Origin of the sequence: Streptomyces sp. NPDC049577 (assembly GCF_040675635.1) — a bacterium.
Classification (GTDB): Bacteria; Actinomycetota; Actinomycetes; order Streptomycetales; family Streptomycetaceae; genus Streptomyces.
In genome coordinates this window covers 1-13985 of record NZ_JBFAPH010000174.1, presented here as the reverse complement: position 1 = coordinate 13985, position 13985 = coordinate 1, and the positions used below count along the sequence as shown (strand labels likewise).

Genomic DNA, 13985 nt, shown 5'->3' with positions numbered 1-13985 from the left:
AAAGGAACCTCGTCTCAGAGAGACGGGGTTATCAACATATCTGGCGTTGACTTTTGGCACGCTGTTGAGTTCTCAAGGAACGGACGCTTCCTTCGATCCCATTTCACTGGGCTCTCCGGGCGCTTCCCTTCGGTGTTCCACACTCTATCAGGACTTTTCCGGCCCCTTCACCACCGCTCGCTTCCGCATATACAAGGACATGCGAATGCACAGCAGCAGATCCGGAATGGATCGTATCCGATGGAGTGCCACCCCTCGCCTCGCCGGGCAGTTGACTGCCGGCGCCGGTCGTGGGCAGGGACCCGACAGTACATCTCCCGCCGGGGCGAGGCAAATCGATTACGGGCCCGGCTGCGTCGCCGGGCGGGCTCGCTCGTGCGGAATCCGTAGTTCCTATGACATACGCTTCTGGCCAGTGCGCCGTCCAGGACAGGTAGTGACGGCGCGATGAATCTCCACCCCTGGGAGGCTTCCCATGACCACCGTGACGTCCCCGATCGCCGGACGTGTCATCGGACTCGCGGCAGTGCCCGACCCGGTGTTCTCCGGCGCGATGGTGGGTCCCGGTACCGCTGTCGACCCCGTGCGCGAACCCCATGAGGCCGTCGCGCCCGTCGACGGAGTGATCGTTTCTCTGCACCCGCACGCGTTCGTCGTCGTCGACTCCGAGGGCCACGGCGTTCTGACGCACCTCGGCATCGACACCGTGCAGCTCAACGGCGAGGGCTTCGAGCTGCTCGTCAACAAGGGCGACACCGTCACGCGCGGCCAGGCCGTCGTGCGCTGGAACCCGGCCGACGTCGAGGCGGCCGGCAAGTCCCCGGTCTGCCCGATCGTGGCGCTCGAGGCCACCGTGGAATCGCTGGGCGATGTCCGCGAGGACGGCGACATCAAGGCCGGCGACCAGCTCTTCAGCTGGCAGTGAGCGGCTCGACGTACGACATCCCCGCGGCGGGCGACGTCCGCCGCGACCGACCGGAGACGGGTGAAATGGAGACAACGCTGCGAGGCGTCGGCGTGAGCCACGGTGTGGCGATCGGCGAGGTGCGGCACATGGGCACGGCGGTCCTGGAGCCGCCGGCCAAGCAGATCCCGACGGACGAGGCGCCGCGCGAGCAGGGGCGCGCCCGCCAGGCCGTGGACGCCGTGGCCGCCGACCTCATCGCGCGCGGCAACCTGGCCGGTGGCGAGGCCCAGCACGTGCTGGAGGCCCAGGCCATGATGGCGCAGGACCCCGAGCTGATGGCCGACGTGGAACGGCGCATCGCGGTCGGCAGCACGGCCGAGCGCGCGGTGTACGACGCGTTCGCCGCGTACCGGGCGCTGCTGGCCGGGGCCGGCGAGTACCTGGCCGGCCGGGTGGCCGACCTGGACGACGTGCGCAACCGCATCGTCGCGCGGCTGCTGGGCGTGCCGATGCCCGGTGTGCCGGACAGCGACGAGCCGTATGTGCTGATCGCGCGGGACCTGGCGCCGGCGGACACGGCGCTGCTGGACCCGACGCTGGTGCTCGGCTTCGTGACCGAGGAGGGCGGGCCGACCAGCCACAGCGCCATCCTGGCGCGGGCGCTGGGCGTGCCGGCCGTGGTGGCGCTGCCGGGTGCGGGTGAGCTGGCCGAGGGCACGGTGGTGGCCGTGGACGGCAGCACGGGTGACATCTTCGTCGACCCGACCCCGGAGAAGCGTGCCGAGCTGACCAGGGCGGCCGAGGAGCGCAAGGCCGCGCTGGCGGCGTCGTCGGGTCCGGGTGCGACGTCGGACGGGCACAAGGTGCCGCTGCTGGCGAACATCGGTGGTCCGGCGGATGTGCCGGCGGCCGTGGAGGCGGGTGCGGAGGGCGTGGGCCTGTTCCGTACCGAGTTCCTGTTCCTGGACGACAGCAAGAAGGCACCGTCCGAGGACAAGCAGGTCGAGGCATACCGGAAGGTGCTGGAGGCGTTCCCCGAGGGCCGTGTGGTCGTGCGGGTGCTGGACGCGGGTGCGGACAAGCCGCTGGAGTTCCTGACGCCGGCGGACGAGCCGAACCCGGCGCTGGGCGTGCGGGGCCTGCGAACGCTGCTGGACCACCCGGAGGTGCTGCGTACGCAGCTCACCGCGCTGGCGAAGGCGGCCGAGGGGCTGCCGGTCTACCTCGAGGTCATGGCGCCGATGGTGGCGGACCGGACCGACGCGAAGGCGTTCGCGGACGCGTGCCGCGAGGCGGGGCTGCGGGCGAAGTTCGGTGCGATGGTGGAGATCCCCTCCGCCGCGCTGCGGGCGCGCTCGATCCTGCAGGAGGTCGAGTTCCTGTCGCTGGGGACCAATGACCTGGCGCAGTACACCTTCGCCGCCGACCGTCAGGTCGGTGCCGTCTCGCGGCTGCAGGATCCGTGGCAGCCGGCGCTGCTGGACCTGGTCGCCGCGTCGGCGGAGGCGGCGAAGGCCGAGGGCAAGAGCTGTGGTGTGTGCGGCGAGGCCGCGTCGGACCCGCTGCTGGCGTGTGTACTGACGGGTCTGGGCGTGACGAGCCTGTCCATGGGTGCCGCGTCGATTCCGTATGTGCGCGCGACGCTGGCCAAGCACACGCTGGCGCAGTGCGAGCGTGCGGCGGCGGCCGCGCGCGCCACGGACACGGCGGAGGAGGCCCGGCTGGCGGCGCAGGCGGTGCTGTCCGGCGAGTGAGCCGTGCCGCGTGGTGACGCGGCGGTGATGTGAGGGGTGCCCCACCGGTGTGGTGGGGCACCCCTTTCTCATGGCCCGCTCTCTCCTCGGTCCGGTTCGTCGAGGTCGAGGCGGAGGCCCGGCTGGTATTCGACGTCGGGCTCCGGGGGTACGGGTTCGCCGGTGGCGGCGTCGGTGCAGTAGGCGTCGAAGACCTCGGCGTCGGTGAGGGGGCGCAGGTCGGCGCCCTTCAGGCTCCAGCCGCGCACGGTGTCGGACTGTCCGGGGCGGGTGGTGCGCAGGACGACGCCGCCGGGGCGGCCGGTGGCGATGCCGGCGGCGAGCACGGTGCAGAAGACGAGGGCGGCGGCCTCTTCGAGCTGGAGCCGGCCGTCGCCACCGGCCGTGGCGTGGAGGACGGCGACGAGCGGGGTGGCGCCGTCCCCGGGGATGCTGCAGACCAGGTGGTGGGTGCCGGGGCCGACGGCTTCGATCATTCGTCGCAGGGCCTTGGAGGCCCGGGCGAAGGCGGCCCGGCCGGTGTCCTCTCCGCAGCGGGAGCAGTCGCCGCCCCGGGCGAGCAGGGCCGAGGCGTACTCCCAGGTGGCCTGCTGCTCGGCCTCGGTGACGAGGCGGGGCAGCAGGTGGTCGATGGGCCGGCCGTCGTAGCCGACGGTGGCGCCGGCGGCGGCCACCTCGGCGGTGTAGCGGGTGCGGCTGGCCGGGGTGTCGGGGTCCAGGTGGAGTTCCGCGCAGAACTCGGCGTAGTCCTCGGGGTCGAAGAGGGCGACGCTGGTGTAGGTGCCCTGTGCGGTGAGTGTGCGCAGCAGCCCTTCGATCTGCCGCAGGTAGCTGACGTGGTCGTCGAAGTGGAAGGTCCGGTACCGCCGCATGGCGGCGAAGTCCCGCTCGTCGGCCAGGACGGCCACGGTGCTGGGCACTTCTCTGCGCAGCTCCCGCCGCGCGTTCCGTGGTGCGTTCCGTCGTGTGCCCGGTCGTCCGCGGCCGTTGCCGGTGTGCGCCATGTTCTCCCCCTCAGCGCGTGTGATCGGTACTCACTCACCGTAACCGGGGGCACTGACAACGGCCGTCGGGCGGCGTGGCGTCAGCGGCGTTCGCGGGCCAGCTGCTCGTAGAAGCCGAGGAGCCGGACGTCGTCGACGGAGCCGGGGTTGACGGCTCGTTCCAGGGGGGTGCCCTGGAGGAGGCGCTTGACGGGGACCTCGATGCGCTTGCCGGTGAGGGTGTGGGGGATGCCGGGGACGGCGATGACCTCGTCGGGGACGTGGCGCGGGGAGAGCTGCCGGCGGATGGTGCTCTTGATGCGGTCGAGGAGGGCGTCGTCGAGGGTGGCGCCGGGGACGAGGTGGACGAAGAGGGGCATCCAGTAGCCGCCGTCGGGCTGTTCCACGCCGACGACGAGGGATTCGCGGATCTCGGGGAGCCGGTCGACGACCTCGTAGATGTCGGCGGAGCCCATGCGGACGCCCTGCCGGTTGAGGGTGGAGTCGGAGCGTCCGTGGATGACGACGGTGCCGCGGGAGGTGAGGGTGATCCAGTCGCCGTGCCGCCAGGATCCGGGGAACATCTCGAAATAGCTGTCGTGGTAGCGGCTGCCGTCGGGGTCGTTCCAGAACCGGATGGGCATGGACGGCATGGGGTTGTTGACGATCAGCTCGCCGACCTCGTCGACGAGCGGCTTGCCGTGCGGGTCCCAGGCCTGGAGGTCGGTGCCCAGGCAGGGTGCCTGGAGCTCGCCGATGTACACGGGCAGGGTGGGAACGGCGCCGGCGAAGCAGCTGCAGACGTCGGTGCCGCCGCTGACGGAGGCGATCCACATGTCCGCCACGGTGCCGTCGGGACCCTCGCGGTGGAACTCGTCGTGGATCCAGCGGAAGCCGTCGGGGGGCAGGGGGGAGCCGGTGGTGGCGACGCACTGGACGCGGGAGAGGTCGAAGTCGCGGGCGGGGTGGACGCCGGCCTTGCGGCAGGCCATGACGTAGGCCGCGGAGGTGCCGAAGAGGGTGGCGCCGGTGCGTTCGGCGACGCGCCACTGGGCGGCGGTGTCGGGGTGGCCGGGGCTGCCGTCGTAGAGGACGACCGTGGAACCGACGAGGAGGCCGGAGACGAGGAAGTTCCACATCATCCAGCCGGTGGAGGTGTACCAGAAGAAGCGGTCGCCGGGGCCGAGGTCGCAGTGCAGGGTGAGCTGCTTGAGGTGTTCGAGGAGGATGCCGCCCTGGGACTGGACGATGGCCTTGGGCAGTCCGGTGGTGCCGGAGGAGTAGAGCACCCACAGGGGGTGGTCGAAGGGGACCTGTTCGAAGACGGGCTCGGCGGTGCCGGAGGTCAGGTCGTCCCACTCCAGGGTGCCCTCGGGGGCCGCGGTGCCGAGCAGCGGGATGTGGACCACGGCGCGCACGGTGGGCAGTTGGTCGCGCAGTTCGGCGACGACGTCGGCGCGGTCGTGGCGCTTGCCGCCGTAGTGGTAGCCGTCGACGGTGAACAGGACGACCGGCTCGACCTGCTGGAAGCGGTCCAGGACGCTGCGGGCGCCGAAGTCGGGGGCGCAGGACGTCCACACGGCGCCGACGGCGGCGCTGGCGAGCAGGGCGACGACGGCCTGCGGGATGTTGGGCAGGTAGCCGCTGACGCGGTCGCCGGGGCGTACGCCGAGGTCGCGCAGCCGGTGTGCGAGGGCGCCGACCTGGCGGCGGAGTTCGGCCCAGCTGACTTCGCGCGGCTCATGGGTCTCGTCGACGTGCACGAGGGCGGGTTCGCCGGCGCGGGCGGGGTCCTGGGCGGTGCGCAGGGCGTGTTCGGCGTAGTTGAGGGTGGCGCCGGGGAACCAGCGGGCGCCGGGCATGGCGCGGTCGGCGAGGACGCGCTCCCAGGGGCTGGAGAAGCGGACGTCGCACCACTCGGTGACCGCCTGCCAGAACGGCTCGAGTTCGTCCACGGACCAGCGGTGCAGGGCGGCGTAGCTCGCGGCGGGGTCGCCGGGGACGGCGGCGGGGGCGCCGTGCCGCTCGGCGGCCCACTGCTGGAAGCGGGTGACCTGGGCCCGGGCGACGCGGTCCTCGCCGGGGCGCCAGAGGGGCTCCGGGTGGTCGGCGGGCTGCTGCGGTGCGGTGGTCATCTGGGGCTCCCGGGCTGTACGCGTCGTGGGCGTCGCCGCGCACGCGCGCGGGATACGCGCGTGTACGCGGGCTGCCCTGGACGATGCCACGTGATCGACTCCCGCACCAGAGGTGACGGCGGACCTGACGGTCACGGGTGCGGTCCCCGTGGGGTGAACGGGCGCTGAACGGGGCACGGGCGGGGGTGGTGGATGGCAGGGTGAGCGGCATGGACGGTCGGGACCTGGTGCGGTCGGTGAAGTCGGTGACGTGGGCGAAGACGGTGCAGACGGTGGGCACGGCGCAGGGGCTGCGGTCCGTGCGGGCGGCGTGGCGGCGCCGGCGGGCGGACGCGGCGGGGCTGCCGGGGGCGGGTGCGGAGCGGGCGCGGGTGCCGGGGGCGGCGCTGGGTGCGGAGCCGGGTCCGGGCGGCGGGGTGGTGCGGTTCGCGCGGTCGTCGCTGCGGGTGCGGGTGGCGGCCGGGGGCGCGGTGTTCTGCGGCTGGGAAGGCGCGGAGCCGGAGCCGTCGTACGCGCTGGCGGGGCCGGGGCCGGAGGTGGACGAGCGGGCGGTGCTGGAGCCGGACACCGACGGTGGCTGGCGGGTGGTGTCGGAGCGGGTGCTGGTGACGGTGGCACGGCACGGCGCGGTGGAGGTGCGGACGCCGGGCGGGGTGCTGTTGCGCCGTGATCTGCCGCCGCGCTGGTGGGAGCCGGTGGCGTCCGGGCCGGACAGTGGGCGGCCGGCGCCGCGGTGGGTGCAGCGGTCGGAGGTGGCGGCGGACGCGCGGTTCTTCGGTCTGGGCGGCAGGGCGGCGGGGCCGCGGCTGCGCGACGGTGCGTACCGGCTGTGGAACACGGATCCGGGCGGTGATCGAGCATACCTTCACGGTCGTCACTTACCGTGAGCGCGCGAAGCTCCGCGTGCACTGGTCCCACCTGATAGCTGCGCAACTCGTCATGCCTCATCTGGATCACGGGCCAGAGGGTAGGCGTGTCCGACAAACGGACCAAACGACTCTCGATACGCGTCCTTAGCGACGTCGCCGCCGGCTCGCCAGCGCGAACCCTGTGCCGATGCCCGTGAACACCAGCCCGATCCCGCCGAAGATCAACGGCAGCAGCCACAGCGAGAGGAAGCCCTTGATCCGTGCGTCCTGCGGGGAATCCGGGCGGTAGAGCACCTCGACCTGCTCGCCCACCTTGTACGACGGTGGGTTGGAACCCGCGGAATCCCGGAACTTCCTCGGCGTGCCGTCCGCCGACGTGAACTCGACCACCGGGTACGCCGCGGGCGCGTCGTCTCCGTGCGCCGTGCGAGATCCACTGTCGTGGTCCTCCCGCCAGTCCAGAGCCACCACCGTGCCCCGGGCCCGCTGCGCATCCGTCAGGAAGGAAACCGAAACCCCGGCAAAGACCAGCCCGATGACCAGGCACAACGCCCCGACGGCGAACATCCCGAACGTGAGCCACCGAAGGGCTCCCGGCCCTCCCCGCACACGCCTCTCAAACCGAATCTCCACGACGTCCCCCTCACTCCGAACAAGCGAGGAGGACGCTATCCCACGCACCCCAGTCGCCGGGCCCCGCCCCCGAACAGTCCGGCACCGGGCCGCCGCGTACGGCGCCGTGTCACCAGCAGCCGGCGAGAGGCACCGCCGGTACCTCGGCGCGGTGCGGGTGGTGGGGGCATGGAGAGGGTGCTGCTGGACGAGGCGGTGACCGCCGGGGATTACTTCGAGGTGGCCTCGGAGCGGGTGACACCGGACGGCCGGCGCCGCGGGGAGGATTACCTGCGGCCGGCGTTCCAGGACCCCGCCTCGGAATAGATACGCACGCCCTGGGCCTCGCACGACGTGATCGCCGCGGATGGCTTTGTCCACGAGACCCGACAGCAAATGTTCATCACTTTCGACAGCAGATGGCGGTCCGAGAGATTCGAACGGTCCTGGCCTGATGACGCCGGACAGACCTCGGGCCTAAGGTGTGCCGGTGATCTTCAAGAGGAAGCGGGAGGCTTCGGGCCTCGCCGCCACCGTGTCCGAGCTGGAGGAGGCGGTTGCCGCTCGCGATGGCGATCGCACGGGGCGTGCCTTCAACGCCGTGATGAACGGTGTGCAGTCGGCGTCGGATGCTGAACGCGTTGTGGCAGGCCCCCGTTGGCGGCCCTGCTCCCCGCCTTCCCACCCACGGGCCCGCGGCCGATGCTGGCATTGGCGGCCGGCTTCTGCGTCGAGCGCGGGGCCGATCCGGCGGCCTGCGCCGAGCCGATCCTCGGCGGCGTCCACCGGGACCTGCTCGACGCCCGGGAGTTCGCCCACCGCTGAACTGTCACCGGCACGGCCGAGGACGAACTGCCGGAGCCGGACGAGAAGATCATTGACGACGCACTTCTGGGCCGCCTCAGCGGCGATGTGTACGAGGCCACTCGGCTAGCGCTGGCCTGGTGCTCGGTCGAGGACTGGCAGCCGCCCGCGCTGGCCGTGCTGTGCCGCAGCGCCGAGGTACGCCGTCGGCACGCATCCGTGATCCTCCCCGCCTGCCGCGACCTGGCGGCCCTGGAGCGGCACGACCTCAAATGCCTGGCCTACGCGCTGGCGGTTCTGGACGACGAGCCCCTTGTGGTGCTGCACAAGCCCACCGGGACCGGGTTCGAGGTGCGCATCGGCGGTATCGGGGACAACTTCCAGTTGCACACGCTGCTCGCCCACCTCCTCGTCGGCGGCGGCCACGTGCCCGGCACTATGCCTTCGGCGGAGAGCGTCCGCCTGGCCACGGACCCCAAGCCCGCCCAGGGACGCACCGAGACCGTCACGACCGGGGCCTTCGAGCTCCTTGCCGCGGACGGCGAGCGGATCTGGAACGAGGGGCTGCCCGACGACATCCCCGTGGTGGATGGACACCGCCTGCTCGTGCTCGACGAGCCGACATACCGGCGCAGTTGGAACGCCGACCGCTTCTTCCCGCATCTCCCGGGCACGGCCGAGCTGACCCGCGTCCTGACCACAGACGAGACGCGGACCTGGTTCGCCCGCACGTCGTCCGGCGACGGGATCCGCCGGCCTTCCTGACTCGGCGGACCGGGCCGTCGTGACTCCGGGCGGGCAGCTGGTGGGGCCAGAAGCCGGAGCTCGGACCTGGTCCCCTCTATCGAACGACGACTGCGCCAGGGTGCTGTCGGAACTGCTGAACATTTGCTGTCGGTTCTCGTGAGCAGAACCAAGCAACTCGACTGTCCGAGGACGAGGCCGCCACCACGGCTGATAGCCGCGCGGCCGCTTATCCGGCATCCGGAAACACCTCCCCAGTGAGTTCGTGTCATCGAAGGCTGATCGCGCTGGTCAGATGCCTTGCCCGCGAACGCGCCACCGCCCTCGGCCAGCCGGGCGGACTCTTGCTCCCGGTGCCACGAGAGTGGCAGAGCCATACGGGAGCGCTGCCGAGACTCAGCACCGGCAATAGCTGATGGAGTAAGTATCCACAGCGTGAACCCAGTGGGCCCGGACGCGATCTACAAGCGCTGGTCGCACTGGCGGCGGCGCCGGTTGCGGGACCCGACCGAGCCCGGCCAGGAGGAACGCCGCCGCTCGGGCCGGTTCTCTCCGGGCAATGAGGACGCGAATACAGCCTGGCCCTGCACGAGACCTCGCCGTACGACCGCGCGTCAGGCGGGGCTGACCAAGCCGGAGGCCGAGCAGACACCCTGATTCTGCAGCGCCGTTCACTCCCTCGTTTTGGAGAGGCAGCTCTTCCCGCCAACGGCGGGCGTCTGCCAGGACGGGCATCCGGATAGCCGGGTTCATGTCACTAGCCCCGGGGGGATCTGGATGTCCGTGCGCAATGGGTTCGCTCAGCTTTAGCCGCTCTTGGCGTCGCAGCCGCAAGTGCCACACTCGTAACCGTTCCTGCCAGCTCCGCACATGCTGTCACCTGCAGCAACCCTGTGCAGCTCGGACCGGTTGCTCCGATCAAGATCTCCAACAACTGGACCGACTCGCAGACGATCGGAAACCTGTACATCGGCTGGTACGCCAACTGCGCAAGTGCCTACGCCGAGGTTGACTGGATCAACGGCTGGCAGAACAACGTCTCGGGCTCTGTGTATCTGAACTGGAACGACCCGGCGCACAACAGCGCCGAAGGCAGGGTCCCTTACTCAGCGCCGAGCCCCGTCTCCTGGAAGTCGAACAACCTGTACCAGGTCCCCGGGACCCCCTACACCCCTGGGCGGTCCTTCACCGCCGCGACCAACCTCACCGTGGTGATCCCGGGTTGGCTGAAGACGTGCGGCCCGCGGATTCTCGTCGGCAGCACTCACGACTTCTCCAACGGCTGGAACAGCGGTCCCGGCAACGGCACTTGTAGCGTCTGATCCCGAACGCAAATAAGCCCCTTCCCCGTTCCGGGAGAGGAGCCGTTTCGTGTTTCCGGCAGCTCAGCACTTGCTGGTCGGTTGAGTGGCGACGCGGCCGGCCTGCTGGCCCAGGTCGAGCCCGGACAGGTAGCTGATGACCATCTCGCAGACCTCGTTTAAGGTGCCGCCGAGGTCCTGACCCTGAAGGTCGCCCGAGCCAGCAACCCCCAGGGCACCACCGCCATGGCCATCCGTGACCATCTCGACGGGCTTTGGAGCGACGAGGACTTCGCCGAGTGGTACCCGCGGGACGGCAAGCCGGGGCTCTCCCCGGCCCGGTTGGCGACGGTGTCGGTCTTCCAGTTCCTCCTGGAACTGTCCGACCGGCAGGCCGCCGAGGCCGTCCGCTGCCGCATCGATTTCACATACGCCCTGGGCATGGAACTGGACGATCCCGGCTTCCACCACAGCGTCCTGACGGACTTCCGCGATCGCCTGGCCGAGGACGACAGGGTGGGCAAGCTCCTCGACCTCGTCCTGGAGAGGATCAAGGCCGCCGGACTGGTCACGGAACCAGGCCGACAGCGGGACCGACTCCACACACACATTGAGCGCCGTCCGGGGCCTGACGCGCCTTGGACTGGCCACCGAGGCCATGCGTGCTGCCCTGGAAGAAATCGCACGTCAGGCACCACAGGAAACTGGTCGGGCTGGTCACAGAAGAGTGGGGCACGCGCTACGGGCGGGCCGCCCGGCTCGGCAAGAACCCGACCCGGCCGAAGACCCGCATCAAGAACACCGGCGACGACGTCACGTCAGGACGACCATGTCCTCCCGCCGCAGCAGGGTCACCGGCGTCTGGTCCATGGGCACGGGTGCGGTGGCGCACATGCGCAACAGCTTCTTCAGCCGCGTTGGGCAAAGAGGCCTGTGGCTGTTCGGCCTGGACTGCGGGACCCGGAGAGGGCCGGGGCTCGGTGAACTGCCCGCTTCCCGCAGGCGATTATGCGGTCGCCCCACGGGGGCGTGACCCGCTTCTCCACTCTACGACGGGCAGCGGAAAAGGGCCGCTCGACCTGGGGATACGGACCCCTGCGCCCGGCTGCGCGGGGGTGTGCGCCGTGCGAGAATGGAAGGGCGCCGGTCCGTGACGCCGGCGGCCGCCGATACGGCCTGCCGCCGCGACCACCGTGCGCAGGCGGGCCGCGCGCAGTTCCGTCCGGAGCAGCCCCACGGGCTGCATATTTCTCCCCGAAAGGTGCTGGTCATGTCCAGCACGACTGGAAACGTACGCACGAGAATCGCCACTGTCGAGACGGCGAAGCCCGGGGATTCCCCCGAGGGCTTCGGGAGCGTCCTCGCGTTCCTCCACCAGTACGGCTACCTCGACGACGCGAAGCGGGAGTACAACACACTCACGGAAAGGGTGTCGGCCGCGCTGCGGAAGTACCAGCGGCTGCAATCCCTGCCCATCACCGGTGAATTCGACGAAGCCACCCGGTCGCAGATGAACACCGGCCGGTGCGGACTCCCGGACCTCCAGCGCGGCATGGGCTTCTCGGCCGCCTGCGCCTGGACCGGCCCCTGGGAGGAGTACCCGTCACTCACCTACGCCTTCGACCAGGGCACCTCGGACATCTCCGGAGACGGTGAGTTCCAGGCCGTCCGGAACGCCTTCGCGACCTGGGTGGCGTTCCTCACGCCAATGAGCTTCGCGGAGATCAAGCCGACCGACAGCCCGGACATCCTCGTCGGCTGGCGGCCCACGGCGGATCCGGATCTCGACATGACCGGCAGCGCCATCGCCCACGCCGACCTGCCGCCCGACTGCGAGACGCTGACCCCGGGCCTGCCCCAGCCCCTCCACTTCGACAACGGCGAGTCCACCTGGTGCATCGGAGCGCAGCCGGGGGCCTTCGACGTCGAGAGCGTCGCGCTCCATGAAATCGGGCACCTCATCGGCCTGGGCCACTCCAGCGATCCCACCGCCGTGATGTTCCCCTCCATCGACGACAACTCCACGCACCGGAACCTGGCGGACGACGATCGCCAGGGAGCGCTCTTCCTGTATCCGTAGGGCGGAAACAGCCTCCCGGCACTGGCACGGCAACGCTTGACCACTGGTGCCTTCGGCTGTCTCCTCGCTGTTCCAGCCCGTGCGCGCGGCGCTACCGTACGAGAACTCCGGCCCCGTCTCTGGCACGGGGCACCAGATGCTCGGCGGTACGTGGGGCGCAGGGGCGAAAAATGGCGGCAGCTCGCACGGAAACGCCGCCGGCTCTTGCGCGGCGCGCTCGCTGCGGGCATCACCAGCACGGCACTCACCGCCATCACGACCACACGCCAGTCCGTCGACCAGGCCCGCGAGCGCGGCCGGCACGGCGGGCGACCGAAGGTTGTCGACGACGACATGGCCGCGTACGCGCGATCCCTGCGGGCCAACCGGACCCCCGTCCCCGAGATCGCCCGCAAGCTGGTCACCACCTCGGGCAAGACGTGCGCGAGAGCATGGCGCCGGCTCAGCCCCATGTACACATCCGCACGGGAAACGACGTATGCGGACAGCGCCGAGATCACACCGTCCGCCGTCACTCCGTCGGTGACCGGCACGACCACGATCACATGGTTATCGAACGCGGGGCAGGGCACGACGAGGGCGCGATCCCCGACACGATCCCCGCACTCACGGGCCACCCCCTCCCGTGCGTCCATGGGCACTTGCAGAACGCAGACATGGGCCCACTCCGCGTCCAGCACCCCCGGGAGCCGCCGCGGCCATCGTCCGCTGGGCCAGGATCACCTCGCCGCCCATCAGCAGCTGAAGCACGGCGTTGCGCCGCGTCCTCCGTGTACGGTGCGGGCCAGCCAGCCGACGATACGCCCGTCAGCCTGCCTCGGGGCCAGCGGGCCCCACACGGCCAGTCGGAGCAGCTCCACCAGCTGTCCTGCCGGAGGCAGGGTGGCGTCGGTCGACGCTAACGCGTTCGTCCTTCTGTCTCCCCCAAGGTTCGTCAACGTTGCCATGGACGATGGCCGCCCACTGACGATCACGCCCGCCGATCAGCTGCCGGCCGGGATGCCCACCGGCATGTAGGTGTTGGCCGTGGGGGTCTGAAAGAGCTGGCCATGCGCGGTAGGGCCCGGACGAGGTCCAGTTGTGGGTCGATGCCCACTGGCGGCCAGCCCACCGGGGCACTGACCCGGCCACCGGCCGGCCAACCGCGCCGCGTGGCCCCCTCCCCCTGCTGCCGGGTGCGTTAGCCGCTCCCGCCCGACCGTCTGTCTCCCGCCCAGCCCGGGCGGGCCCGGGCCCCACCCTCGCCCAGGGCACACCCCTCGCCCGCACGCCCCTTCAGCACGCCGCCGACCCCCGGTACGACAAGCACGCCAGGAACCCAAAGTCCCGCCCACCGCCCCGCCGGCGCAGGACCGCGCCGTCGTGCCGTCTGCCGAGCCCGGCCCTGACGCATCGCCGACACCGCAGACTGCTGCAGACTGCTGCGCAGCGATCGGCCGGGGCTGCCGGCGACGCCCGAACAGGCCGCGCCCCTTCTTCGTCTCCGCTTCGGCCGCCTCGCGTTCCGCGGCCTCCTCCGCCTGGCAGCGGCGGGCCTGCTCCCACTGGACGGCGTACGGCTCGTCGCCGTCCGGGTTGTCCAGGGCCTGGTTAAGCATCTGCCACTGATCTCGCCTGAGCCTGCGCCACACCGCGCCCGCGGCCCCGGCCGGGTCGGCGGTGATCCGCTCCAGCTCGGTGACGACCACGGGCACCGCCTGGTGGTAGTCGGCGGCCGTGATGCCCGCGCCCGTACCCGGGTAAGGGATGCCGGCTCGCACTGAAGGAGCGCGGCCTCGGTGTCCGGGTCGCGGTGC

Annotated in this window: 13 protein-coding genes and 1 pseudogene; 10 read left to right on the top strand and 4 right to left on the bottom strand. The window is 71.0% G+C overall.

The annotated features are described in order from the left end of the window. Positions 1-475: 475 nt before the first annotated feature. Positions 476-925, top strand: a complete 450-nt coding sequence (locus AB0K09_RS20015; RefSeq protein ID WP_366066717.1) for a PTS glucose transporter subunit IIA — start codon at positions 476-478, stop codon at positions 923-925. A gap of 65 nt (positions 926-990) precedes the next feature. Beyond that, positions 991-2661, top strand: coding sequence for a phosphoenolpyruvate--protein phosphotransferase (ptsP, locus tag AB0K09_RS20010; RefSeq protein ID WP_366066716.1), 1671 nt, complete (start codon positions 991-993; stop codon positions 2659-2661). Between the two features lie 68 nt (positions 2662-2729). On the opposite strand, the gene AB0K09_RS20005 is transcribed toward ptsP, so the two are convergent. Both AB0K09_RS20005 and AB0K09_RS20000 read right to left on the bottom strand, forming a co-directional pair. After that, positions 2730-3581, bottom strand: a complete 852-nt coding sequence (locus AB0K09_RS20005) for a hypothetical protein (RefSeq protein WP_366066715.1) — start codon at positions 3579-3581, stop codon at positions 2730-2732. A gap of 164 nt (positions 3582-3745) precedes the next feature. Then, positions 3746-5779, bottom strand: coding sequence for an acetoacetate--CoA ligase (locus tag AB0K09_RS20000; RefSeq protein WP_366066714.1), 2034 nt, complete (start codon positions 5777-5779; stop codon positions 3746-3748). Positions 5780-5988: 209 nt separating this feature from the next. Here AB0K09_RS20000 and AB0K09_RS19995 point away from each other — a divergent pair. Beyond that, positions 5989-6630, top strand: a pseudogene (locus AB0K09_RS19995) (glycosyl hydrolase); the annotation flags it as partial. Between the two features lie 162 nt (positions 6631-6792). Here the strand turns inward: AB0K09_RS19995 and AB0K09_RS19990 are convergent. Further along, positions 6793-7215: a DUF3592 domain-containing protein gene (locus tag AB0K09_RS19990; RefSeq protein ID WP_366066713.1), complete on the bottom strand. Its 423-nt coding sequence runs from the start codon at positions 7213-7215 to the stop codon at positions 6793-6795. 234 nt (positions 7216-7449) lie between these two features. Here AB0K09_RS19990 and AB0K09_RS19985 point away from each other — a divergent pair, with 234 nt between their 5' ends. The 5 genes from AB0K09_RS19985 (at position 7450) to AB0K09_RS19965 (ending at position 10130) form a co-directional block, all read left to right on the top strand. After that, positions 7450-7587, top strand: coding sequence for a hypothetical protein (locus AB0K09_RS19985; protein ID WP_366066712.1), 138 nt, complete (start codon positions 7450-7452; stop codon positions 7585-7587). Between the two features lie 375 nt (positions 7588-7962). Next, the gene (locus AB0K09_RS19980) at positions 7963-8085 is read left to right on the top strand and encodes a hypothetical protein (RefSeq protein ID WP_366066711.1); all 123 of its coding nucleotides are present in this window, start codon (positions 7963-7965) and stop codon (positions 8083-8085) included. An 87-nt stretch (positions 8086-8172) separates the two neighbouring features. Next, positions 8173-8829, top strand: a complete 657-nt coding sequence (locus AB0K09_RS19975; protein ID WP_366066710.1) for a hypothetical protein — start codon at positions 8173-8175, stop codon at positions 8827-8829. A 414-nt stretch (positions 8830-9243) separates the two neighbouring features. Next, a complete protein-coding gene (locus tag AB0K09_RS19970) occupies positions 9244-9465 on the top strand; it encodes a hypothetical protein (RefSeq protein ID WP_366066709.1) in 222 nt (73 codons plus the stop codon). A 236-nt stretch (positions 9466-9701) separates the two neighbouring features. Beyond that, entirely contained in the window at positions 9702-10130 is a 429-nt protein-coding gene (locus AB0K09_RS19965) for a hypothetical protein (protein ID WP_366066708.1), read from the top strand. A gap of 63 nt (positions 10131-10193) precedes the next feature. Here AB0K09_RS19965 and AB0K09_RS19960 read toward each other — a convergent pair whose 3' ends face one another. Then, positions 10194-10373, bottom strand: a complete 180-nt coding sequence (locus AB0K09_RS19960) for a hypothetical protein (protein WP_366066707.1) — start codon at positions 10371-10373, stop codon at positions 10194-10196. Between AB0K09_RS19960 and AB0K09_RS19955 the strand changes: the two genes are divergently transcribed. Both AB0K09_RS19955 and AB0K09_RS19950 read left to right on the top strand, forming a co-directional pair. Further along, positions 10356-11093 (top strand): transposase, encoded by a 738-nt coding sequence (locus AB0K09_RS19955; protein WP_366066706.1) that lies wholly within the window; start codon positions 10356-10358, stop codon positions 11091-11093. The two genes, AB0K09_RS19960 and AB0K09_RS19955, sit on opposite strands and share 18 nt — an antisense overlap. Positions 11094-11379: 286 nt before the next feature. After that, positions 11380-12189 carry a matrixin family metalloprotease gene (locus tag AB0K09_RS19950; protein WP_366066705.1) on the top strand — a complete coding sequence of 270 codons (810 nt, stop codon included), beginning with the start codon at positions 11380-11382 and terminating at the stop codon, positions 12187-12189. Positions 12190-13985 lie beyond the last annotated feature (1796 nt).